Below are 24,123 nucleotides of genomic sequence, written 5' to 3' on the forward strand. Positions count from 1 at the left end.
CTCCAGGACCATCGGAACCGGGTTCACCAAAATTACTTCCAGGATCATCGGAACCGGGTTCACCAAAATTACTTCCAGGACCATCGGAACCGGGTTCACCAAAATTACCTCCAGGATCATCGGAACCGGGTTCACCAAAATTACCTCCAGGACCAAAATTGCCCTCTGCTCCCAAGTCACCTCCAGGGCCAAAATCGCCAAACTGCTCATTCAAAGATACGGAATTCTCTAAACCTTCTCTAGTGGTGTTTAACTGGTCAACATTCTCCCCAAACTCTTGTGGGGCAGAATTAGTGGGGTTGTTCAGGTTACCATCTTGGGGAGGCTGTTCTCCTGTCGGAGGCTGTTCTCCTATCGGAGGCTGTTCTCCTGTCGGAGGCTGTTCTCCTATCGGAGGCTGTTCTCCTATCGGAGGCTGTTCTCCTATCGGAGGTTGTTCTCCTATCGGAGGTTGTTCTCCTATCGGAGGTTGTTCTCCTATCGGAGGTTGTTCTTCTATCGGAGGTTGTTCTCCTGTCGGCGGTTGCTCTCCTGTTGGAGGTTGCTCTCCTGGAGGTTGCTCTCCTGGAGGTTGCTCTCCTGGAGGTTGTTCTGCACTGGGGGGAGGAGTCGGATCGCTGGGAGGGACTTCTGGGGGACTTGTTGTTGGGTCTGTTGTTGGGTTGGTTGCAGTTGTGATGATTTGAATATTCTCTGTATCCTGGGTATGAGGTTCTAGATATTCATTAGTAATACCAATCGTTGATTCTGCCTCCGTGCCTCTGGTAATCGCGCCTGCTGTACCATTGGTGGTGGCATCGCCGACAATAAAAGGGGTGGTGCCATTTCCACCATGGGTAATGGCGATACTTCCACCAATTGTGTCTCCAACGGTGGAAATACTGGCAGTTTCACTATTGCTTGCGCTGAAGGTTCCGGTAACGCGGACAAAACCATCAGCCGTGAGGTCAACATTTCCTCCGCTGGTTAACCCTTCGGTATTGATTGAGGTTACTTCTATATTTTGGGAACTGTTTAAAGTAACATCTCCTCCACTACTGGTAGTGCTAGAAGTATTAATACTGCCCAGGGAGATTGTGCTATCAGCAGTTACATTGACTGTACCACCACTGGTAGTGATATCTCCAGTGGTAATCTGATTGGCGATCGCACTAAACTGACCCCCTTCTGTATTCAGCACTGTATTCACATCGATGTTTGGAGTATCTGCTGCCGTTGCACCACCGAGTAAAATATCTCCTCCGCTGGTACTAATGTTCTGATTAACGGTAATAGAAGAGTTAGTTGATGCAGTGCTATCTTTGAGGGAAACTAAGCCTCCCCCTGTACTCAGTGGAGCATTAATGTTAATGGTGGGAGCATCAAGGGTAAGATTGCCATTATTGGTGGTGATGCTTTCCGCAACATCTATAGAGGTTCCAGCTTCAGCAGAGAGTCCAATAGATTCAAAGGTCATATTAACTGCTGCACTGAAGGTGATATTTTCATTCGCTTGCAAGGTGACGTTGGTTTCTGCACTATTAATAGCACTTACGTTGATTCGGGTAATACTTTCGCTAGGATTCAGGTCAGTATCACTAAATTGATTTACATCTTCTAGGTTACTGGTGTCTCCTCCTTCAGGAACCACGGTAATATTGGTCGGATCAAGCAATAGCGTTCCTATTTTTCCTTGAGGTGCAGTCGTGTCTACTTCTCCTTGGTAACTTAAAAATGATTGACCGGAAACTTCGACAAATCCGCCATTCCCAGAATTTTCTCCTCCTCTGGCACTAATTTGACCTGAAAATTGGGTGGTGTCGTCGCTCCAGATGACAATATTTCCCCCATCTCCATTGAGGAGCGCATCGGCATTGATGATGCTGTTTTCATTCACTAGGGTAAATTCGCTGTTGGGAAGGGGGCCGTTTCCTTGGAATGAACCGCCAATGTTGATGATTCCACCGCCTTGGTTTCCGGAAGCATTAATCTGGGCATCGATGATGCCAACGCGATCGCCTAGAATATTTATATTTCCGCCGGTTATACTAGACGTATCGAGGGTTCCGGAGGCGATCGCTACTCCCGATCTATCTGGAAGCGCGATCCCCGATCCGGTTAACACCACCTGTCCCTGGGAATTAACCGTTAAACTTTTGGCATGATCCAGTTTACTGCTGGTCAACAGTTCAGGAAGTGTTAACGGGGTAATGGCTTGAGAGTTCGTATTTTCCGAGTTCACAGGCAGATCTAAACTTAATAGATGGCCGTCTTGGGAGATCCGCACCGAATTGTGTCCCGGAACCGCAGAGATCGTAATACGTCCCCTTGGTGCGGATAGGGTTCCAAAATTAAGCGTATTACCACCAATTAAACCTAGCGTTTGCTGTTCATTAACTTGTAAATCACCCAGATTAACAATGCTTCCAGGATTTGCCCCCTCAAATTTAAATTCCGCAGGTGTTCCTGTTAAGGTACTCCAATCATTAGAACCCACTATATTAAACCATTGATCGATTCCTAATCCTATTGAAGTTGCTGTAGTCGCATAAAAGTCTGCGGGCACATTTAAACTAGAATTTGGTCCAAATAGAATACCCGCAGGATTGATCAAATAGAGGTTAGCCGTACTATTACTCAGTTGAATTAATCCATTAATCACGGAAGGATCTCCACCAACCACACGACCCAAAATATTTTGGATATCCGGTTGAGCTATAAAGTTAGCAATTTGTCCCTGGGTTAATCCAAATTGTTGGAAACTATGGAAGAGGTTTTGCCCAGCTTGCGTTCCGCCTTGAATATTAAACTGTTGATTATTCCCTGGAGAAACAATAGTCCCTACCCTATCTTGTGCCGGAATAATCGATTGAGCGAAAGCTGGCGAAGCAAATCCACCATTGAAATACATCAGGATACTCGCCACTAGAAAATACACCCACCCATATTTCCCACTAGCTAGACTCTTATTAATAAGTATGTTCATACTTCCCCATTCCCAGCATCATAATTGTTTAAATTAAAATAATCTATCTTTTTCGATGAAAGCAAGAGAGAGTCGATAGAGATTAGTAGACTATTTTCATCTATGATAGCTTTTTTTTGCCTCTGGGATCTTAATAATGATTTAATAATCTTCACATTTTTTTCACACGAGTGAGCTAAAATAGCTAGATAGTACTGATGTTTGAGTTGCGATCGAGCCTGAGCAGAAGGCAATCTCTGATCCATTTCGACTTAGAAGATCACCTTGAATATGCGTCGTCAATTATTTATTTTGACCTATATTATCAGTATTTTAATACTGACTAGAATATCCACTGTTTTAATTGTTAAAATAACATTTTTCAAAATTTTCATGAAACATATATTTTTTAATCGTAATCATAAAAATTTTCCTAAATTTTTCTCCCTGTCCACCCAACTCCGATACAGCCTGATTCTGGTCGGTGTTGTTAGTGTGTTGACTACAGGCAGTATCCTGGGATATTTAAGTCTGAAATCTGAGCTAAAAAAGAATCAAGAGTTACAACAAAAACGTTCAGAATCCGCGGCAAACAAAATCAATAATTACTTAGATAATATCCAAGTTAAATTGAGATTCTTATCGACAATTAGAGGACTGACAAATTTAGACATTAAAGATCAAAGGAATTTGTTAGAAGGATTAATTCGTTATAATAATGCCTATAAATCGGTCGCTATCATTGATCGTCACGGCAAAGTCATCAACTTAGCTTTTCTCAATCCAGAAAAAGAAATAAACCTGGGACAAGATATGAGTAAATCTCCGATTTTTAAGTACTCTTTTAATAAAAAAGATCGGTATATTACTTCTGTTCATATTAATAAAAAGAATGGTCTCCCTCAAACTATCTTATCTGTTCCCATTCGCAATGAGGAAGATCAAATAGATGGTGTGTTGATTGCTGAAATTGACTTAAGTTTTCTGGGATTGATAGTTTCCAATACTACCGTGGGAAAAACGGGTTATACATATGTTTTAGATGAGCGTAATATCATTGTTGCCAAAACAGGAATGATGCCAGAAAAATTTAGATTTCAACACATTTCTAATCCTAATTTGTTAAAATATCTTTTTCCTGAGCAGAAAACTCAACTCAATATTTATTCAGGATTGTACGATCAAAAAGTCTTAGGCGCAACTACTGCTATTCCCAGTATGAAATGGAAGTTAGTTGTTGAGTTACCAGTTAATGAAGCTTATGCACCGATCGCCAGAATGTTATGGATTACCGGTGTATCTTTATTTATTATTACACTTATTTCTATGGCGATTGGATTTTATCGTGCCCATCGCATTCTCTCTCCACTCAAGAATTTGACAGAAGCAGCCCTGGAAATTCGCAAAGGAAATTTTGATACTAAAGTCGAAATTGTAGAATCGGATGAATTAGGGCTTTTAGCTACCACATTTAATCAAATGACAGCTCAAGTAGGAAAGTTATTTAAAGTCTTGGAAGCAGAGAAAACTTTTGTTTCCACTATTCTAGATACCGCTGGATCTTTGGTTATTGTTTTAGATGATCGAGGCAGAATTGTTCGATTTAACCGTGCTTGCGAACAAACCACACTGTATTCCTTTAAAGAAGTTAAGAATTGTTTCTTTTGGGAGATATTCTTAGCAGATGATGATAGACAACAGGCTCAATCGAACTTCAGTCAATTTCAGAACCAGTGTTTTGATGCTCAACGGTCAAATTTACAATTTCCGATTCAATATGAGAGTTCTTGGATAACCAAAGATAAACGCTTACGGCAAATCGCTTGGTCGGATACCGTATTACTTGACGATCGAGGCTATATTCAATACGTGATTAGTACAGGAACCGATATTAGCGATCGCAAAGCCGCAGAAGAAGAACTCAAACAGGCAAAAGAATCCGCAGAAGTCGCACTGAAAAATCTACGAGCCACTCAAAGCCAACTGATTCAAGCTGAAAAAATGTCCGGTTTAGGTCAATTGGTAGCGGGAATTGCTCACGAAATCAATAATCCGATTAATTTTATCCATGGCAATATTTTACCGGCAGAAACTTATGCACAAGATCTATTAAGTTTAATTGAATTGTACCAAAAACATTATCCAGATCCCTCAACTGAAATCACACAATTGATAGAAGAAATAGAATTAGAATTTATATTTCCTGATTTTCGGAAGATTTTATCCTCTATGAAATCAGGCTCGGAACGAATTCGAGAAATTGTTAATTCACTCCGTAATTTTTCTCGTCTAGATGAAGATGGAATTAAGGAAGTTGATGTGCATGAAGGAATTGAGAATAGTTTGTTGATTTTGCAAAACAATCTAAAAGGAAAATTAGAACAAAAAGAAGTAAAGGTGATTAAGAAATATGGAGATCTGCCTAAAATCGAATGTTATCCAGGGCAATTAAATCAGGTTTTTATGAACATTTTAGCCAATGGCATTGATGCTCTAGAAAATTGCCGAACGATCTCCTCTGAGTCTGACGAGGGAAAGTTGCCAACTTTAACTATTAGCACTTCCTTATGCAGTCCAGATCGGGTGATGATTACAATCGCTGATAATGGTCCAGGGATATGTGCTTCCATAAGAGAACAATTGTTTAATCCCTTTTTTACGACTAAACCCGTGGGTCAAGGAACCGGTTTAGGCTTGTCCATTAGTTATCAAATTGTGGTGGAACGACATAGAGGAAGCTTATCTTGTATGTCTGAAGTCGGAGGGGGAGCAGAGTTTCAGATTGCACTTCCGATTTCCCAGGGTGTATCGAGAAAAAATTGACGACTCTCTCAGGAAGCCTCAGTGAAAATACAGCGCTTCGCGCGGTAATGGGTAATGGGAAAACCATTTTTTACGCTATAGAAGAACTAGACTTCATAAAAATGAGGATATTGACAAAGTTAACGATAGAAAAATATCTTTTGAGTTTAACATAGTACTTGAGTTGAATTACAAAAAATTTAAAAAGCTTACATACCAAGCAACCTATTCTGCTTTTCTTAAAGCTAGAGAAGAAAAATCAGCAGAAATCATTTATATTTTCTCAATTTATCATTCGGATTTGTTTAGGTGCTTTGTCGCTTTTTGTAATACTGAACAAGCATTAAAAAGAGCAGCTCAGAAATATATTCAACATCATCCCGATGAGTATTACGATCTCGAAAAAACTAGCGAAGGTGCAATGAGGGGAAGTATAGCTGGAAACTCTTACAGGATAGGGCTTTCAAAGGCGATCGCTCACTTTACTTGATAATTCTGTGAATCCTAGCGCGATCATAAGTGTGTCCCAACTTGGTACTGAACCCATAATTACCCCGCCTATTTGTAACGGATTGCAAACAGCCGTTATCCAGACATACCCAGGTTGACTGTCGTCAAACCTTTATATCCCGACAGGTGTTATCCCTTTTTCCGATATTCTCCAGATGAAATAGAGTTAGCCTTACGCCAAATCTCCTTACCCAGCTCTTTAGCGATCGCCTCCTCATCTCCCTATCCCCCATACTGATAGGTGATAGGTAAGATATTGAAGAGATTAAGGTAAACCAGTTTATGACCACAAAGCGCATTGCGGAAATTCTGCGTCAAGGAAACCCAGACGATCGCCTAACGATCCAAGGATGGGTACAGACGAAACGAGAACTGAAGGCATTTTCGTTTATGGAAGTCAATGATGGTTCCTGTTTGGCGAATTTGCAAGTAGTTCTGGATCAGGAGATGGCTGATTACGATCGGGTGCTGAAGTCTTTGAGTACCGGCGCATCGGTGGAAGTGGAAGGGGTTTTAGTGGCTTCTCCCGCGAAGGGACAACGGGTAGAGCTGAAAGCGGAAACGGTAGTGGTGTATGGGGAAGCAGATGAGAATTATCCCTTACAGAAGAAGCGCCACTCCTTTGAGTTCTTAAGAACGATCGCCCATTGGCGATCGCGAACTAATACGTTAGGGGCGGTTTTCCGCGTCCGTAATGCCTGTGCAGCAGCCGTTCATGAGTTTTTTCAACAACGGGGCTTTTTGTGGATGCACACGCCCATTATCACGGGGAATGATTGTGAAGGTGCGGGTGAATTGTTGGCAGTGACGAGCTTGGATCTGAAAAATGTGCCCCACACGAAAGAGCAAACGGTGGATTATTCCCAAGACTTTTTTGGCAAACCGGCCTATCTTACGGTCAGTGGACAATTGGAAGCTGAAGTGATGGCTATGGCCTTTGGGAATGTGTATACCTTTGGCCCCACGTTTCGGGCGGAGAACTCGAATACCTCGCGCCATTTGGCTGAGTTTTGGATGATTGAACCGGAAATGGCCTTTTGCGATCTAGAGGGCAATATGGATTTAGCCGAACAGTTTTTGCAGTTCGTGTTTAAGTCGGTGTTGGAGAAGTGCCCGGAGGATATGGAGTTTTTTAACCAACGGATTGATAACACGGTGTTGGCGACAGCAGATAATATTATTAACAATCAGTTTGAGCGGGTCACGTATACGGAAGCGATCGCCCTTTTGGAAAAAGCGCCGGATAAGTTTGAGTTTCCCGTAGAGTGGGGATTAGACCTGCAATCGGAACATGAGCGCTATCTTGCCGAGAAATTATTCAAAAAGCCAGTAATTGTCACCGATTATCCCATTGAAATTAAGGCTTTTTATATGCGCGTCGGCGATGATGGTAAAACGGTTCGGGCGATGGATGTCCTTGCACCCAATATTGGCGAGATTATTGGTGGTTCGCAACGGGAAGAGCGCTTAGATATCCTGGAAAATCGGATGCGATCACATGGTATTAATCCAGAAGAGTTATGGTGGTATTTAGATTTGCGCCGCTTTGGCACCGTTCCCCATGCCGGTTTTGGATTAGGCTTTGAACGGTTGGTGCAGTTTATGACGGGAATGGGCAATATTCGGGATGTGATTCCCTTCCCCCGCGCTCCTCTGAGTTTGGACTTTTAAGTCAGGACTTGCCAAACGAGTTGGATTGTTTATGATTGTGGCTAATTGCACTTTGGCAACTTCTATGCTATGAGCAACATTATCCTCCCGTTCCGCGATCGCCAAGATGCGGGTGAACAGTTGGCGATCGCGATTAAACCCGAAATTGAGCAGTGGCAAGCTAACTTGAATCACTCAGGAAGAGTAATTGTTTATGCTCTTCCCAGAGGAGGATTACCCGTAGCTAAACCCATTGCTCAGGCTCTCTACTGTCCCTTAGCTGTAATTGTAGCTAAAAAAATCACCAGTGCTAACAACCAAGAATTAGCTGTAGGTGCGATCACAGCCTGCGGTCAAGTGGTATGGTCCACCTTATCTGAAGAAGAAAGCCAAAGCAGAACGTGGCAAAGTCGGCAAGCCGTTGCCCAGCAAAGGGCCCAAGAACAGTTAGCCACTTTATCTCCCCACTGTCCGACAGTTAATCCTCAAGGGGCGATCGCCATTTTAGTGGATGATGGTATGGCCACGGGGATGACAATGGCTGTAGCAATTTTAGCGACCCGTGCCCGCTGTCCTGCTCAAATTTGGGTGGTAACCCCTGTTGCTCCCGTAGGTTTAGAGCAGCAGTTAGGACACTGGTGCGATCGAATGATGATTTTAGCGACCCCCGATCCCTTTTTAAGTGTAAGTCGGTTTTATACTCAATTTGAACAAGTCGAAATGTCAGAGGCGATCGCCTGTTTGATGACTCAATCTGAATGGTTATAGTGCTATGCGCTGGTAATGGGTATATAGGTAATAGGAATTATGGTTAAATGTCCTCGATGTAAACAGGCGATCGCTTCTGATGCAGTCAGTTGTCCCCACTGTCAGTTTATCCTTAAAGCCCATGGTCATCCGGGTATTCCCCTCCACCGTTCCCAAGGAGAAGGCTATCTTTGCGACACTTGCATCTATCATGCTGATGATACCTGTGATTTTCCTCAACGGCCAACTGCTAAGGATTGCACTTTATACCATAATCAAGAACAACCCCTTGTTCCTGAATCGAGGGGACAGTATAGAGGAGGGAGTTGGCGATGGCGATCGTGGTTTCAAAAAAACTCTATTTGGATTATCCTCTTAGCCCTATTGATTGTCAGCTTATGGCTATCGATTTAATCCCCATTCCTCTCTAGCGTTTTTGGTTATCCAAATCACCAATGATCGCCTTACTTCGTCATTCTTTAACCCATCGATAAAAACGAGAGAGGTGAATAGCCATTTCCATGACTCATCCTAACACATACAGACATAAATCTTTACATCTGTTCACCTTCACTCATTCCAACAAAGTTTCAATCAATGATCCATACAATGGTAAAATTTAGGGGTCTATAGATTGAAGGGAATTGTGTTCATGCACTTCTTCAAAACGATTGCTACCCAAGTAAAAACTTGGTTTCCAGCTCCTGCTGTTCATGCTCATTGTGATGGACCTTGTGGTGTGTATGATCCTGCATCAGCTAGAATTGCGGCTGAAGCAGTTTTATCCATGACCAAGAAAATTCTGGATTTGCAACCTCCAGCCCCTGACGATGCCAAAGCAATGGCAGCGTATAACAATACGCTCTCTCGCTATATTCAAATCAAAGAAGAGCAAGCGCACTTAGCAAAGACAGAACTGTTAGTTTTATGGACAGATTACTTTAAACCCGTTCATTTAGAGCAGTTTCCTGATTTACACACCAAATTTTGGAACATTGCTAAGTTGTGTTCTGCTTGCAAAGTGGAAGTTAGCCTACAACACGCCAATGAGTTAATGGATGCCATCAAAGAGATCCAAGAAATTTTCTGGGCTACCAAAAATCGGACTGATGTTCCTTGGTATAAAGCCAGCTAAACATCCCGTACCTTATTCCCCAATCTCAGCGAAGTAGATTAGGGGAATGGGATTACAGTAGAAATGACGACGTTTAAGGCAATACCTTCGCCAAAACTAAAAATGTCTGGATTGGTAGGTTGGATTTAATGAAGTGAAACCCAACCTACAAGAAAATAGCGAAGGTATTGTTAAAGGAAAAACAGTTTATCCATTACTAATTACCTTTCTGCCACACGAAGCGCTATGCCTCAAATCCGAGACAGTAACCTTGTGGATATATTACTTTGGTTATTGAGGCAGAGGCAGCGTTTTCGTGTTGAAGGCATTTCCATGTTGCCTGTGTTGCAACCGGGAGATGAAGTTTTGGTTGATAGACGGGCATATCGATATGAGCGACCCTCCGTAAACGATGTTGTTGTGATTTGGTCTCCTCAGCAACCCGATTTGCGTCTTATCAAACGGGTCATTTCTATCGATCAAAGTGGAGCTTGTTTTGTACAAGGTGACAATCGATCGTGTAGTACAGATAGTTGGAGTTTTGGATGGGTCGAACCGCAATGTCTTGTTGGTCGGGTCACCAGTCGATTCTTGAACGACTAATCTGAGCCGTTGGGGTTTCAGCAGATCGCCGAGTTTAGGGAATATTCGCTAAAATTGTGCTGATGATGAATTTTTCTTCAAGTTAAATGAATAGTTGTATTTTAATCGCCCAGATTGTCCAAGATCCTCAACTGCGCTATACGCCAGATGAGACAGCAGTAACAGAGATGTTAGTCCAGTTCGCGGCGACGAAGGCAGAAGATCCACCCCATACGTTGAAGGCAGTGGGATGGGGAAACTTAGCAACGGAAATTGCCCAAGGGTATCATCAAGGGGATCGGGTGATTCTTCAGGGTAGCCTGAGAATGAATACGTTCGATCGCCCAGAAGGATTTAAGGAAAAACGGGCAGAGTTGATCGTTTCCCGTATCCATAATGTCCATGGGGAACCCGTAGCAACTCAGCCTTTAGCAACTGTGGGGGCAACTGCCAGCGTCCAGGATAACGTCATTCCTATGTCTACTCCTGCTTCAGCATCTCCTCGTCCCCAACCCACTCCAGCTCCGGTTGCGCCACCCCCTGCGAATATTCAACCCTTGGAAGAAGATGAAATTCCATTTTAGGGAATAGGTAATAGGGAATAGGGAATAGGGAATAGGGAACAAGCGATCTCCGTGTCCCCCTATCCCCCCATTCGCCTATCTCATCACCAGGGATACCTGAAAGACTTGGGCAAAGATCTCTGGGAGGGTTTGGCGGATGTCGGTGAGGGAAATGTGGGGAGCGAATTGCGCTAGAGTCCCGACGGGGCGATCGCCAATTCCACAAGGAACGATCGCCTTAAAGCCTTCGAGATCGGGATTGACGTTGAGGGAGAAGCCATGCATGGTAATCCAACGACTGACCTTAATGCCGATCGCCCCCACTTTATACCCATTGAGCCAAACCCCAGTTAAACCCGGAATGCGATCGGCTCTTAAGCCATAAACCCGAAGCGTCTCAATTAAAACCGTTTCTAGTTGCCGCAGATACCAATGGAGATCCCGTTGATAGTAGGTTAAATTCAAAATTGGATAGCCCACCAATTGACCGGGACAGTGATAGGTGACCTCGCCTCCCCGTTCGACGCGATGGAGTTCTGCTGGGGGGCGATCCGGATCGAATTTGAGAAAGTCTAGGGTGGCTCCTCGTCCCAGAGTATAGACGGGAGGATGTTCGAGCAACATTAACACATCTTCTAACTCAGGATTCTCTCGCCGTTCGGCCACCAGTTCTTGCTGCCATTGCCATGTCCTTTCATAGGGCAGCAGTCCCAGTTGCCAAACCTGACAGCCGCGAGCTGCGATCGCCTCTAATCCCATAATCTATTGCCTATTGCTAGAGTGCTGATCGCCTCTTCCTTCGCACTACTCATCTCAAAAATTGGGTTAATTTTAACATAAGTTTAGAAAAATATCCGGTTAAAACATCAAGAATTGTCAAGGGATGCAACAGATTTTTAATGGTTGTGTTCAGCAGAATACAAAATGCTAGTGTAAACGTATAACTCCAATAGGAAGTCTCTCTTAGCCTCACACTAAGAGTCAGGCTAGCCTAAGAAAATTCGTTTAATGGGAGGAAGCTTATATGAAGCTTGTTATCCAGGGAAAAAACATTGAAATAACAGATGCAATTCGTGAATATGTTCATCAAAAAGTCGAAAAGGCTGTCAGTCATTTTGAGAATCTGACAACAGAGGTTGATGTCAATCTTTCAGTAGCTCGTAATCCCCGGATAAACCCCAAGCAGACGGCTGAAGTGACCATTTATGCTAATGGAACAGTCATTCGGTCAGAGGAGAGCAGTGAAGACCTCTACGCCAGCATAGATTTAGTGGCAGATAAGATTGCTCGACGGCTGCGTAAGTATAAGGAAAAGCGTCACAACAACAAACACAAAACCAAGGGAGAGATTGAACCCCCTGAAATTCTGGAAGACACGGAAGAGATTAGCGATCTACTGGCTAATCGTACTCCGGAACTGCCCGCAGATGTAGTCAGAACCAAGTATTTTGCCATGCCTCCGATGAGTGTGGAAGAAGCTCTTGAACAGTTGCAACTCGTGGGCCATGATTTCTTTATGTTCAGAAATGCACAAACGGGAGAAATCAATGTGATTTATGAGCGCAACCATGGCGGATATGGAGTGCTCATGCCCCGCAATGGCAATGGCCATACTCATGGTCGCAATGGTTCAACCGCTCAAGCGAATGCGCCTGTAAGCTCCAATGCTTAACTGGGATTCATGATTTGGATTACAACGGCCCGATGGCAGAAGAGACGACACGCCTCAAATGCCATCTCGGTTGCCGTTAACCGGTTTGTTGCCAGATTTTAACACTCATGTCTTGGGAACCACTGATTAAAGTTTTCCCATCTGGACTGAAGGCAACAGCGGTTACCGGGCCTTGATGTCCCACTAGGGTATCGATTTCTTCACCGGTCTCTAGTTCCCAGAGTTTAATCGTCTGGTCATGACTACCGCTGACTAGCACTTGCCCCTCTGGGTTAAGACCGACTGCATACACAATACCTTGATGGCCAGAAAAGGTTCGCACTAACCCCCTCGTACTACAATTCCACAGTTTAATGGTGCGATCGCCACATCCACCGGCTAACATTTGAGCATCTGGTGTCAGCGCTACACTATAGAGAGCCATGGTCACTTCGAGAGTCATTTGGGGAGTATCGGCTCCCACTTGCCAAACTTGGATTAAACCGCGATGATCGTTGCGGCCGGCGATCGCCAAAACATCCCCGTCTCTGCTAAACCCTAACGAATCAATCTCATAATCGACATAATAATTCGTGCGGATCAACTCTCCGTGAGCAAAATCCCAAAATCTGAGGGAACTCTTCTCTTCCAAGGGTTCTGAACCCGCGCTCACCAGGGTTTGACCATCGGCACTGATGGCAACCACTGTTGTCCAATCTTCACATTCGAGTTGTTGCAGCAGTTTCCCTGTCGTTAAGTTCCAAATTTCAATTTCTCCGGTCGCTGCGGCTAGGGTTTTCCCATCTCGACTGAGGGCAACGGAACTCACGGATAAATCTTCGGTATCTAAGGATAATCGGGTGATTTCATAGGTGCTTAAATCGACCCCATTCATTTCCTGATAGCCCCCACTAACTAACCGACTACCATCGGAACTGAGGGCTAAACAGGTGACAGCGCTCGATTGAGTGAGGGTTTTCACGCATTGCCAACCTGTTTTACTTTTAACGGACTCTGGGGGAGAAACTCCTGGAGATGAAGCTTTAGGGGTTGCCGGTTGAACCGGTGCAGGGGTTTCCCACTCATCATCCTCTCCCCATTCATCGTCACGGCTCAGATCGGGTTCAAAGTCCATCTGAGATTGAAAGTCATCAAACCCTTGTTTAATCCGACTGACCCATTTTTCAGCACGTTCGGTAAAGCTTTTGACATCAGAAACCGGAGGGTCTGCGTCGATAGTCGGGGGTTCGGGCGATCGCTCTAAACGGTTTTGTACCTGGAGTAGTAGCTCAGTTTGTTGATTGAGTTGACTTTGGAGTTGGGAAAGAGTAGTTTCGGTATCAGCTTCTGGGGCTGTGGTTTGGCTCGGTAAGCGCCCAATTTCGGCTGAAAGTTGGTCGAGTTGGGTTTGCAGTTGGCTTAATTTGGGGAGAACGTCGCCAGAAGTTTGGGGAACGGGTAAAGATTGTAACTGTTCGTTGACGTGAACAATGGAGTTAAGTAACTCAGTTGATTGGGAACCGAGTCGTTCTAAGGTGCTTTCCAGGCTTTGCAGTTGGCTGGATGCGGTGTTTAATTGGCTTAGATCCAGGCGATCGATTTGTGCTTGTAAGGCTTCTTTCCAGGTGCTGAGACTGTCCTGAAATTCACTAAAACTTTGATCCAGATGCTCTTGAAGTCTGCTATATTGACCGCGCAGTTCAGCTAGATCGCCGTCTACGTCTTGCTTAAGGGTTTTGACTTCCCCAGAGACTTCGGTTAATTGAGATTCTAGGGTTTGAAGTCTCTCTTCTGTGGGGAGGCGATCGAGCCGTTGTAGAATCTGGGCTAAGGATTCGAGAACATAATTAGATTGATTGCGAAGTTGGGCTAACTCTTCTTCCATAATCTTAAAATCTAGGGTTTCTAAAACCGATAAACGGTTCGTTAAGTTAGTTTCAACTCTACTTAGCCCTTGTTCCCACTGTCGAGGGTTGATTTCACTCCCTAGAGAAAGTAGCACTGCGCGTAAAGATTCAATCTCTTCAGACAGGGTAGCTTGCAGTTGCGGCAGATCCGTTTGTCGATCCTGCTGATACTGTGCAGCTAAACGTTGACGGTTAATTAGATTCAGAAACAGAGACAAAGACATCGGAGTGGCGACAAAAACCACTTTTTCCAGAAGCATAGCAAACCCAGCACCCACCACTGAGGCGACAATAGACACAGATTCAGCAATTTCCGTCCAATGGCGGTTGTCCACCGTTGGCTTGTTGTTCGACATGGCAAGATCCCCATTCCTGGATCTAGTGTAGTATGCATTGCTGAATCACTTAAATTGCCATGGATGTTCTCAGACAGGAAAAACCGTCGCGATCTCCAATCCTGTAAGAGTTCTAAAATTTAGTCAAGACAAGGGTTGTCTCAGAGTGACAAAAAATAGTGCAGTGTAAAGTGTATAGATTTCTTAATTATTGATCAGAGAAAAATAGATTATCATGTGATATCTTTGCTTCGAGTGTGCTGTAAGACTCTCATTCAATTACACAGTACAACTTCTGTCTACACGAAAATTTATTGAAATATAACCAACTATGAAAGTTATCAGCCAAGCTGACTTCCTCCATGAAACAGAACGAGTGCGAGCTGCTCTACCAGCAGGGTTTGATGGAACGGGAATCCGCATTGGAGTCATTAGCGATAGTTATAACGCGAAGGGTGGAGCAGGCGCAGATATTGCATCAGGAGATCTGCCTCCAGCTAATCGGATTCAGGTACTGTCTGACGATCCTAGTGGAGAGGATGAAGGTCGTGCGATGATGCAACTCATTCACGGTTTAGCCCCCGGAGCGACTTTACTTTTTGCATCTGCTGGAGCAAACGAAGACACGATGGCACAAGCGATTCGTGACTTGGCAGATCCAGCAAAGGGCAATGCACAGATCATCGTTGACGATATTGGTTTTCCTACAGAACCGTTTTTTCAAGATGGGGTACTTAGCCGAGCGGTTGATGAAGTCGTCACACAGCGGGGCGTTCCCTACTTTTCTGCGGCAGGTAATGCAGGCAATCAAGCTTATGAATCAACAAATTTTGCTGGAGCCAACGATCCTTTAGAAGCCAATGTTTTGTTTCATGACTTCGATCCTGGAGCAGGAGTCGATACTAGACAACGATTTAGTCTTGGTGCTGGGTCTAAAATAGACTTAACTCTTCAGTGGAATGACCCTTTTTATACAAATAGTGGTGTAGATACGAACTTAGACATTCAACTACTTGAAGCCAATACTAACACTGTTGTCGCATCTGGAACTGAGAACAATCTCCAGTCTCAACAACCCTTGGAAACATTGACGTTTACCAATCCAACTGGTCAAACCCAGGAGTACGATCTGGCGATTAAATTGGTGACGGGGCCGCAACCTGGGCGGATAAAATATGTCAACGAAGGGGTTTTCGGAGGCATGGAAAAATTAGAATTTGACACCAAGAGTCCAGCCATCTACGGCCATCCCGCAGCCACTCAGGGGCGAGGAGTTGGAGCGGTTAATTACTTCGATCAAACCAAGGGAGCAAATTTTTCATCGTTTGGGCCGGTAACGATTCTCTTTAACCCGGATGGAACTCTAAAAGCGACACCAGAAATCCGCAATGGAGTTGATTTTGCTGCCCTTCAGAATACAGATACGACCTTTTTTGGTGCTGATGTTGATGGAAATACCTTTCCTAATTTTGCTGGAACTTCGGCGGCGGCTCCTCATGCTGCTGCGATCGCAGCATTAATTAAACAAGCTAACCCCAATTTTACCCCTCAACAAATTTACGCGCGTTTAGAGTCTACAGCGAAAGATATTGGCGCACCAGGAAAAGATACAAAAACAGGGATTGGGTTAATTAATGCCTATGATGCTGTCTTCGGCGCGATCAAAGCCGCCTCGCTACCATTTACCGATAATTTTGAAGATGGCGACCTACCCCTAGCTTACGAAACTCAAACGAACGGGCCGGGACGGATTCAAGTGACTGGTGATAAAAATCCTCTAGGCACCCGTCATTTAGTTCTAGAAAGCCTGAAGGTTAAATTTACGGATGAAGAACCTGTTTCTCCTCTGAATGAAGTTATTTTGCACGTTGATGCCAACAATTACACTGGAGTTCAACTGAGTTTCGATCAACGGGAATTTGGAGATATAGATGAACCTATGCCGTCCCAGTTTGTGGGTTCTAACAATTCTGATGGAGTAGCATTAAGTGTCGATGGGAACAACTGGTTTCGGTTATTCGATCTCACTGGCTCTCAATCGACTGAGCAGTATCAAACTAAGAGCATCAACTTGAGTGATTTTGCTCAATCTAATGGTCTCAGCTTGGGAGCAGATGTCCGGATTAAATTCCAACAATTTGGGCAATTGGTCAATAAAGAGATTGAAAATATAGGGTTTGCCTTTGATAATATTCAAGTCACGGGCACTAGAGTGTCGCCCCCTCCTTCAGCCAGCCCAGCTCCTTTTGTAGAACCAACAGCACCAGCATCTACTTCAACCCCAACTTCTACTCCAACCTCCACACCTACTCCCTCAAATCAACCCACTGCGGGTAATGAAATCCTGTTTGGTACTAACAATAATGATCTGATTAATGGACTCGCTGGAAATGATAATATTTCTGGTTTGCCTGGACTAGATACACTCTTTGGAGGTTTAGGGAATGATGGAATTAATGGGAATCAAGGCAATGATATTATTAATGGCAATCAAGGCAACGATCTGATTTATGGCGGACAACAAGATGATTTGCTCTATGGCGGACAAGGTAATGATATTCTGATTGGGGGATTCGGAAATGATACTCTCAGCGGCGATCTTGGGATAGATATTCTCTTTGGGGGGTCGGGACAAGATTTATTTCTTCTACGTACTGATATACCAGTATCTACTCTAGTAGATGCAGACGCGATCGCTGATTTTGAAGTGGGTACAGATACCATTGGACTCAGTGGAGGCGTGTCTGCTGCTGACCTGATTCTAGAAAATATTGCTGGTAATACTTTGATCCGCGTTGCTCCCTCGAATCAAATCTTAGGTCTGGTTATCAATGTAACGCCGGAACTGCTCAATGGTAGTTTTGTTTCTGTTTAAAAAATTGGGATATCCAACTGATCGTTTTTAATCAGGACTTACGCATTACATCTATTCAGTAGGGTGTATTAGCGAAGTGTAACGCACCAATTCCCTATATATGGATTCGTTGCGCAAGTCCTATTAATGAAGTGTAATGGAGAATGATCCAATGGATACCCTAAGAAACTATCACGAACTGGTGCGTAATCTGCTCCTCAAATATGGGCAATATAAACCGTCTAATGGGGAAATTGAACCGGAGGTTATCCTGGATTTAGAGCGCGATCGCTATGAATTAATGCATGTGGGTTGGGATAACCAACGGCGCGTCCATGGTTCGGTAATTCATATTGATATTATTGAGGGCAAAATCTGGATTCAACACGACGGAACTAATATTTCTGTAAAGGATTCTAGGGATACGGATACTTAAAAAACATCAGAGACAATGACGGGTTGGTTGGGTTCAGCGTATAATCGCATATCTACACCAAACAACTAATCCATTCTCTCCGATCAAATGGAAGCGAGCATGGGTTTGGGGAGAGTGGCAATGAGATCTTGAAGTTCGTTATCCATAGGAATCTCATCTGAATTAGGTAAATCTTTTGCTGAGGGGTAGTAATCGCTAGGATAGTATTCGATTTGCATAAGTTTACGAGGAGTTTCTCTTTACTTTATAACACTTTTTTGGGGTGAACTACACTCTAAAAGATTACCCCAAATGCTATCAAGGTAGTAGGGCAAGCCAGGATAACATTACCTTAAGTATGAGCGATCGCCTATAATTGATCCAGAGCGTTCTGAGGAAGAGCGATGACAGCAATTTTGCCCATAGCAACCCCCCCTGAAATTATCCATCTTTCGGGTATCAGTTGGAAAACCTACGAAAATCTTCTTGAAGAACTGCAAGATCGCCGTTTACGTTTAACCTACTATCGTGGAAATTTAGAAATCTTGTCACCTTCACCAGAACACGAACTTCATAAAAAAGTAATGGGGCGTTTTGTCGAGACGCTTGCAGAAGAATTAGAAATAAATATTTATCCCCTTGGCTCGACTACATACAAGCATCCAGAGTTAAGCGGGGCAGAACCCGATGAATGTTTTTATATCCGCAATATTGCTGCCATTCGCGGCAGACGCAGATTGAGACCGGGCGATCCACCCCCCGATCTCGTCATTGAAATTGATATCACCAGCAGTTCCCGCGATCGCTTACAGGTTTATGCTTCTTTGGGAGTGCCTGAAGTTTGGATTTATGATGGCAACGCTTTAACGATCCAACAATTACAAAATCAAGAATATATTTCCTCAGCGAACAGTCAATTTTTTCCGAATATTCCCATACCAGAAATTGCCAGATTTATCCAACAAGCCGAAACAAGAGGTTATTTAGAATTAATCAGGATGTTTCGGGATTGGCTGAGAACTATGTATAGCGCTTCGCGCTAGGCAATAGGCTTGCTTTGCAATAGCTTGTATGGCTTAGGTTCTAAGGCTTCAAGCTGTACCTCATAGAAGAGAGAAACGCTATAGATGATGTTAGATCTCTACACTTTCATCGATTTTGAGTCAGGAGATATTTGAAATGCTTACCCCGAAATTATTAAATAGCAAGAGATGCACTTGTCTTCTTATCTTGTTAGTATTGAATATGATTGCGTCCATTCTTCACTACACAGATAATCTGATTTACTTCGATCTCTATCCGGAACCCGATTGGTTTTCTCCTTACCTAACTGATTCGATTTGGTGGTTGATGACTCCTTTGGGTATCGGAGGATTCTGGTTCTATCGGCAAAAAAAGTTTCCGCTTGCCTATATCGGCCTTTATGGTTATTCTCTGCTCAGTCAATTAACATTGGGGCATTATCTCATTGCCCCCATCTGGGATCTGTCGCTCAAAATGAATAGCCTTATTCTGATAGAATCTTTTGTCGCTATTCCTTTACTATTATTTACCCTCTGGTCACAGTTTTTTTGGCAAGAGTGGAAGCAAGCATCGTTGGATTAACCTGTACTTAATACAGGATCTGGTTACTTGTGAAATGATAGATTAGGATCGGAGACCGCTCTACCACCCCCCTATTCCCATGGATTTAATTTTGTGCCATACCACCGCAGATTTTGATGCACTAGGGGCAGCAGTGGGGTTAACGCGCCTAAAACCGGGCGCTCAGGTGGTGCTGACGGGTGGATGTCATCCCACGGTGCGAGAGTTTTTAGCCTTTTATCGGGATGAGTATGCCTTAATTGAGCGTCGCTCGGTGAATGTCGAGCAAATCCGCAGTTTAATTGTAGTGGATACCCAACAGGGCGATCGCCTCGGACTAGCCGCTGATTGGTTTGCTCTACCCCATCTCGAACAGGTAGAACTCTATGACCATCATCTCGATACCGCGACTGACCTTCCGGTTACCCACTTAGTCATCGAACCGGTGGGTGCAACCACGACGCTGATTGTGGAACGGTTGCAACAGCTAGAATCTTTGGAATTAACTCCCGCAGAAGCAACCGTGATGGCTTTGGGAATTCATGTCGATACCGGTTCGCTGACCTATGATTCGAGTACTCCTAGGGATGCTTTAGCCCTCGCTTGGTTAATGACCCAAGGCGCAAGTTTATCGGTGATTGGGGAATATGTTGAACCGGGATTATCTCCGCAATTGCAAGACTTACTCACCCTTGCCCTAGAACAATTGCATACGACCACCTGCGAGGGGTATCAATTATCCTGGGTTCTCTTACCCACCTCTGACTTTGTGCCCGGATTGTCCAGTATTGCAACTCGCCTGATGGGATTAACCCATAGTGATGCCCTATTATTTGGGTCTTGGTATGAAACCGGACAAGAAAAACGGTTAACCGTCATTGGTCGCTCTCGACAAAGATGTCGGTCTTCCTCCAATCCTCCCCTGAATCTGCATACCCTGTTTGCTCCCCTAGGAGGAGGAGGTCATGCACAAGCCGCCTCTTTGACGCTGCGAGAGCACAATATTGAAGCCACCTTTGAGGATTTGGTGCAACACCTGCAAAACCAAGTGCCCACCGCACCAAGGGCACGGGAGTTGATGTCCTCACCGGTGCGAACGATTCTACCAGAAACGGCGATCGCCCAAGCCCAACGAATTCTGTTACGCTATGGTCATTCTGGGTTATCTGTCGTTAATCACCAAGGGGAATTAGTGGGGATTATTTCCCGTCGCGACCTCGATATTGCTCTCCATCACGGCTTTTCCCACGCTCCCGTAAAGGGCTACATGACTCCCCATCTGAAAACCATTACCCCAGAGACCCAACTGCCGGAAATTGAGGCATTGATGGTTACCTATGATATTGGTCGCTTACCCGTATTAGAGGACGGCAATTTGGTAGGCATTGTCACCCGTAGTGATGTGTTACGCCAGTTCCATCTTCAGGAAACGGGACAGCGAGTAGGAGCGAAAATACAACTCAATCGGCTCAAGTCCTGCTATTTGCCGGAAACAATGAAGCAAATGCTACAGGAGAGTCTGACCGGGCCCTTACAGGAGCTTTTACGGCAAGCTGCCCTAGCGGCCGAGCAAAGAGGCTGGCATTTATATTTAGTTGGGGGCGGAGTACGGGATTTATTACTGGCAGATACGGAGAAAGTCATCAATCTCCAGGATGTGGATTTAGTCGTCGATGGCTATCATCGCGCTGCCCAACCGGGAGCTGGAGTGGAGTTAGCGAAAGTCTTACAGCAACACTATTCGGGCGCTCGATTGCAGATTCACGGGCAATTCCAAACGGCTGCTCTACTCTGGCACAAACATCCAGAATTAGGCAGTCTTTGGGTTGATATTGCTACGGCAAGAACCGAGTTCTATCCCTATCCAGCGGCAAATCCGGAGGTGGAAGCGAGTTCAATTCGACAAGATTTATACCGTAGAGATTTTACAATTAATGCTTTAGCCTTGAGGCTTACGCCTCCGCGCATTGGTGAAGTATTAGACTTTTTCGGTGGTATTTTAGACTTAGAGGCGCAGTTAATGCGCGTATTACACGCCAATAGCTTTATTGAAGATCCGACCCGCATTTATCGAGCGGTGCGGTTTGCCGTGCGGTTAGGATTTCGGTTAGAAGGACAAACGGAGGGCTATATTCGTTATGCGATCGCCAGTGGGGTGTACGATCTTTCTGTAGCTGAAAATAACCGAGCGCCTGCCCTGCAAACTCGGCTGAAAAATGAACTGAAGTATATCTTAGAAGCACCCTATTGGAAAAGAGCGATTCAACTCCTGGGCAATCTAGACGCACTCAAATGTATTCACTCCTGTTTAGAACTGACTCCAGAACTGTGGAAACAACTGAAGCTCGTTGACCGATGTTTACGTCGCTTTAATCCTCCTGGACTGTGCCCTCCCTGGCAACTGTTGCTTGAAGTAATGATTGCCTATCTTGCGCCAGAATACCGCTATTGGGTCGCTTCTGGGTTTCAATTGCCTGCCGAAAGTATCGAACGGTTAAAGGATTTAGAAGCAGCAAAAACCACCATTCTCTCTCTTTTACCCACCTGTGAATCCCCCAGCACTATGGTTAACGCTCTCCAGCCCTATCGCTTTTCTACCTTAATTTTAGTCATGGTGCAGAGTCCTAGAGTTTTGCGGCGAAAGATCTGGTTATATTTGTGGAAACTGGCACAAGCGAAGCCGATTTTAAATGGCAATGACTTAAAGCAGTTGGGCTATAAACCGGGTCGTCAATTCAAGGTGATTTTGGATAAACTCCTGGAGATGACATTAGATGGAGAACTGACAGACCGCGCTAGTGCTGAAGCTTTCTTGCAGAAAAATTTTCCATTATAGCGCTTGCAATATTTCTTGAAATATAGCGCGAAGCGCTAGGCAATAGGCAATAGGTAATAGCTTGTATGGCTTAGGTTCTAAGGCTTCAAGCTGTACCTCATAGAAGAGAGAAACGCTATACTCTCCTAATGTCAAGAAAGTTTAAGGAAATGTAGAAAAAGAAAAATTAAGTGCTATGTTTGCTGGAAACCAACTCTAAGGAGAAAAATTATGAATGATGGTGCGATCGTTTTTGAAGATTTAACCGAACGCATCGGTCCTCTTTGCGATGAGTCCCACGACAAACCAGAAGATAAGGATAAGACGAAAAAGAAAGGGCAATAGTCTTACTTCAATTTTCTATCATCTCTCGGCTAGGTTGCTGTTACGAACAATAATGCTTGTAAACTCAGCAATCTAGTCCAGTTTAAGTTAGCTTACATTGCGAGAAAAAAATCAGTGGAATGGGAACTCCCACAAATTAAGCGATCGCATCATGTCGTTGTTAATGAACAGGGAGATGTGTGCATTGGTCAAATTCCGGGATTGAGTAAAATTGTTAGAAATCCTCCCAGTTGGTTTATTCCTTTACTAGAACGTCTTGATGGTTCAAAGAGAATTGATGATATCATTCAAGAATTGCGAAATCTAGAGTATCAGGTGACACGAGATGAGATTTTTCATATTATTCAAAGTCTGGGTCAATTTAATCTTCTTGAAGATCCTCAAAGACAATCTCAACTGCTCTCCACTGAAGAATTAGAACGATACGATCGCCAAATTTTACAATTTTCTCTCTGCGATCGCCAAGGATTACCGGGTTTTGTTTACCAAGAACAATTAAAGAACAGTACCGTTTTAATTTTGGGAGTTGGAGGATGGGGGAGTTGGATTGCGCTGCAACTGGCCTTGTTAGGAATCGGAACGTTAAGATTGGTTGACGGTGATGAGGTAGAATTATCCAACTTGAATCGTCAAGTCCTCTACGATCGCAATTCTATTGGCAAACCCAAAGTATTAGCTGCCCAAGAAAAGATTAAGGAAATCAATCCTCATGTTAATTGTGAAGTTTATGAATATTTTGTCGGTGCAGATCGTCAACAAATCGACAAGTTAGTAGAAGGAATAGATCTTATTATTTTAGCATGGACGAACTTAGGAATTTATTGTTCAGAACCGATTACAGAAACTTTACATCAAGTTGCATTAAATAAAAAGATTCCTTTAATGGAGTTTGGAGCCGATCCCTTAGAAGTGATTGTGGGACCAATTTATTTGCAGGATGGTTCTTGTCCATCTTATTCAGAATTGCAAGGCACATTAAAACAAGCCTTTTATAGTGTAGATGAAAATATTCAAAGTTTTCAAAAAGCAGAAATCATGAGAAATTATAGAGATGGGAATAGAATCGTTAAGAATTGGCATAGTTGTCCTGCTTTATCGATTGCTTCGGGTATGGTAGCCGATCAAGCCATCAAAGTCTTAACGAATTATGATGAACCTATTTTAGTCGGTAAACGGTTTAAAATATCGCTGCGTACTTTTGAGAGTAAAATTGAATTTTTGCATTTTGACTTCTAGAGTATTGCTCTAAGTGAGCTTAATAGCGATCGCGAGATCCGAAAGTGACAGAAGAGGGATAAGTATTGC

General features: G+C 43.9%; 18 protein-coding genes. 15 read left to right on the top strand and 3 right to left on the bottom strand.

Annotation, left to right across the window (positions count from 1 at the left end; genetic code table 11):
* On the bottom strand, positions 1–2,965 hold a 2,965-nt coding region (locus PN466_RS12580; protein WP_271939984.1), incomplete at its 3' end, for a two-partner secretion domain-containing protein.
* 372 nt (positions 2,966–3,337) lie between these two features.
* Here PN466_RS12580 and PN466_RS12585 point away from each other — a divergent pair.
* The 8 genes from PN466_RS12585 to PN466_RS12620 all read left to right on the top strand — a co-directional run bounded on the left by PN466_RS12585 (position 3,338) and on the right by PN466_RS12620 (position 10,933).
* Positions 3,338–5,767: a cache domain-containing protein gene (locus tag PN466_RS12585; RefSeq protein WP_271939985.1), complete on the top strand. Its 2,430-nt coding sequence runs from the start codon at positions 3,338–3,340 to the stop codon at positions 5,765–5,767.
* Between the two features lie 163 nt (positions 5,768–5,930).
* Entirely contained in the window at positions 5,931–6,236 is a 306-nt protein-coding gene (locus PN466_RS12590) for a hypothetical protein (RefSeq protein WP_271939986.1), read from the top strand.
* Between the two features lie 302 nt (positions 6,237–6,538).
* Positions 6,539–7,927: an asparagine--tRNA ligase gene (gene asnS, locus PN466_RS12595; protein WP_271939987.1), complete on the top strand. Its 1,389-nt coding sequence runs from the start codon at positions 6,539–6,541 to the stop codon at positions 7,925–7,927.
* Positions 7,928–7,996: 69 nt separating this feature from the next.
* Positions 7,997–8,674, top strand: a complete 678-nt coding sequence (locus PN466_RS12600; RefSeq protein WP_271939988.1) for a phosphoribosyltransferase — start codon at positions 7,997–7,999, stop codon at positions 8,672–8,674.
* 39 nt (positions 8,675–8,713) lie between these two features.
* Positions 8,714–9,067, top strand: coding sequence for a zinc ribbon domain-containing protein (locus tag PN466_RS12605; RefSeq protein ID WP_271939989.1), 354 nt, complete (start codon positions 8,714–8,716; stop codon positions 9,065–9,067).
* A 238-nt stretch (positions 9,068–9,305) separates the two neighbouring features.
* Complete coding sequence (gene sodN, locus PN466_RS12610; RefSeq protein WP_271939990.1) at positions 9,306–9,788, top strand: superoxide dismutase, Ni; 483 nt, start codon at positions 9,306–9,308, stop codon at positions 9,786–9,788.
* Between the two features lie 225 nt (positions 9,789–10,013).
* Positions 10,014–10,370, top strand: a complete 357-nt coding sequence (gene sodX, locus PN466_RS12615) for a nickel-type superoxide dismutase maturation protease (RefSeq protein WP_271939991.1) — start codon at positions 10,014–10,016, stop codon at positions 10,368–10,370.
* Between the two features lie 86 nt (positions 10,371–10,456).
* On the top strand, positions 10,457–10,933 hold the full coding sequence (locus PN466_RS12620; protein WP_271939992.1) for a single-stranded DNA-binding protein: 477 nt from the start codon (positions 10,457–10,459) through the stop codon (positions 10,931–10,933).
* 75 nt (positions 10,934–11,008) lie between these two features.
* On the opposite strand, the gene lipB is transcribed toward PN466_RS12620, so the two are convergent.
* Complete coding sequence (lipB, locus tag PN466_RS12625) at positions 11,009–11,671, bottom strand: lipoyl(octanoyl) transferase LipB (RefSeq protein ID WP_271939993.1); 663 nt, start codon at positions 11,669–11,671, stop codon at positions 11,009–11,011.
* 265 nt (positions 11,672–11,936) lie between these two features.
* On the opposite strand from lipB, the gene hpf reads away from it, so the two are divergent.
* Positions 11,937–12,584 carry a ribosome hibernation-promoting factor, HPF/YfiA family gene (gene hpf / locus PN466_RS12630; protein ID WP_271939994.1) on the top strand — a complete coding sequence of 216 codons (648 nt, stop codon included), beginning with the start codon at positions 11,937–11,939 and terminating at the stop codon, positions 12,582–12,584.
* Between the two features lie 76 nt (positions 12,585–12,660).
* On the opposite strand, the gene PN466_RS12635 is transcribed toward hpf, so the two are convergent.
* Entirely contained in the window at positions 12,661–14,826 is a 2,166-nt protein-coding gene (locus PN466_RS12635; protein ID WP_271939995.1) for a WD40 repeat domain-containing protein, read from the bottom strand.
* 310 nt (positions 14,827–15,136) lie between these two features.
* Between PN466_RS12635 and PN466_RS12640 the strand changes: the two genes are divergently transcribed.
* From PN466_RS12640 to PN466_RS12665, 6 genes are all read left to right on the top strand, one after another.
* On the top strand, positions 15,137–17,680 hold the full coding sequence (locus tag PN466_RS12640) for a S8 family serine peptidase (RefSeq protein WP_271939996.1): 2,544 nt from the start codon (positions 15,137–15,139) through the stop codon (positions 17,678–17,680).
* 151 nt (positions 17,681–17,831) lie between these two features.
* The gene (locus PN466_RS12645; RefSeq protein ID WP_271939997.1) at positions 17,832–18,095 is read left to right on the top strand and encodes an element excision factor XisI family protein; all 264 of its coding nucleotides are present in this window, start codon (positions 17,832–17,834) and stop codon (positions 18,093–18,095) included.
* 383 nt (positions 18,096–18,478) lie between these two features.
* A complete protein-coding gene (locus PN466_RS12650; RefSeq protein WP_271939998.1) occupies positions 18,479–19,117 on the top strand; it encodes a Uma2 family endonuclease in 639 nt (212 codons plus the stop codon).
* Between the two features lie 202 nt (positions 19,118–19,319).
* Positions 19,320–19,679: a hypothetical protein gene (locus PN466_RS12655; RefSeq protein WP_271939999.1), complete on the top strand. Its 360-nt coding sequence runs from the start codon at positions 19,320–19,322 to the stop codon at positions 19,677–19,679.
* A 79-nt stretch (positions 19,680–19,758) separates the two neighbouring features.
* Positions 19,759–22,494 carry a CBS domain-containing protein gene (locus tag PN466_RS12660; protein ID WP_271940000.1) on the top strand — a complete coding sequence of 912 codons (2,736 nt, stop codon included), beginning with the start codon at positions 19,759–19,761 and terminating at the stop codon, positions 22,492–22,494.
* Between the two features lie 438 nt (positions 22,495–22,932).
* Positions 22,933–24,054: a HesA/MoeB/ThiF family protein gene (locus PN466_RS12665; protein WP_271940001.1), complete on the top strand. Its 1,122-nt coding sequence runs from the start codon at positions 22,933–22,935 to the stop codon at positions 24,052–24,054.
* The last annotated feature ends 69 nt before the right edge of the window (positions 24,055–24,123 follow it).

The sequence above is a fragment of the Roseofilum reptotaenium CS-1145 genome, from assembly GCF_028330985.1.
GTDB classification, from domain to species: Bacteria; Cyanobacteriota; Cyanobacteriia; order Cyanobacteriales; family Desertifilaceae; genus Roseofilum; species Roseofilum reptotaenium.

Coding starts and splice junctions, on each gene's coding strand:
- sodX (WP_271939991.1), top strand. CDS start 10,014: ATGCCTCAAATCCGAGACAGTAACCTTGTGGATATATTACTTTGGTTA.
- sodN (WP_271939990.1), top strand. CDS start 9,306: ATGCACTTCTTCAAAACGATTGCTACCCAAGTAAAAACTTGGTTTCCA.
- PN466_RS12645 (WP_271939997.1), top strand. CDS start 17,832: ATGGATACCCTAAGAAACTATCACGAACTGGTGCGTAATCTGCTCCTC.
- PN466_RS12655 (WP_271939999.1), top strand. CDS start 19,320: ATGATTGCGTCCATTCTTCACTACACAGATAATCTGATTTACTTCGAT.
- PN466_RS12640 (WP_271939996.1), top strand. CDS start 15,137: ATGAAAGTTATCAGCCAAGCTGACTTCCTCCATGAAACAGAACGAGTG.
- hpf (WP_271939994.1), top strand. CDS start 11,937: ATGAAGCTTGTTATCCAGGGAAAAAACATTGAAATAACAGATGCAATT.
- PN466_RS12585 (WP_271939985.1), top strand. CDS start 3,338: ATGAAACATATATTTTTTAATCGTAATCATAAAAATTTTCCTAAATTT.
- PN466_RS12605 (WP_271939989.1), top strand. CDS start 8,714: ATGGTTAAATGTCCTCGATGTAAACAGGCGATCGCTTCTGATGCAGTC.
- PN466_RS12635 (WP_271939995.1), bottom strand. CDS start 14,826: ATGTCGAACAACAAGCCAACGGTGGACAACCGCCATTGGACGGAAATT.
- PN466_RS12660 (WP_271940000.1), top strand. CDS start 19,759: ATGGATTTAATTTTGTGCCATACCACCGCAGATTTTGATGCACTAGGG.
- asnS (WP_271939987.1), top strand. CDS start 6,539: ATGACCACAAAGCGCATTGCGGAAATTCTGCGTCAAGGAAACCCAGAC.
- PN466_RS12600 (WP_271939988.1), top strand. CDS start 7,997: ATGAGCAACATTATCCTCCCGTTCCGCGATCGCCAAGATGCGGGTGAA.
- PN466_RS12620 (WP_271939992.1), top strand. CDS start 10,457: ATGAATAGTTGTATTTTAATCGCCCAGATTGTCCAAGATCCTCAACTG.
- lipB (WP_271939993.1), bottom strand. CDS start 11,671: ATGGGATTAGAGGCGATCGCAGCTCGCGGCTGTCAGGTTTGGCAACTG.
- PN466_RS12650 (WP_271939998.1), top strand. CDS start 18,479: ATGACAGCAATTTTGCCCATAGCAACCCCCCCTGAAATTATCCATCTT.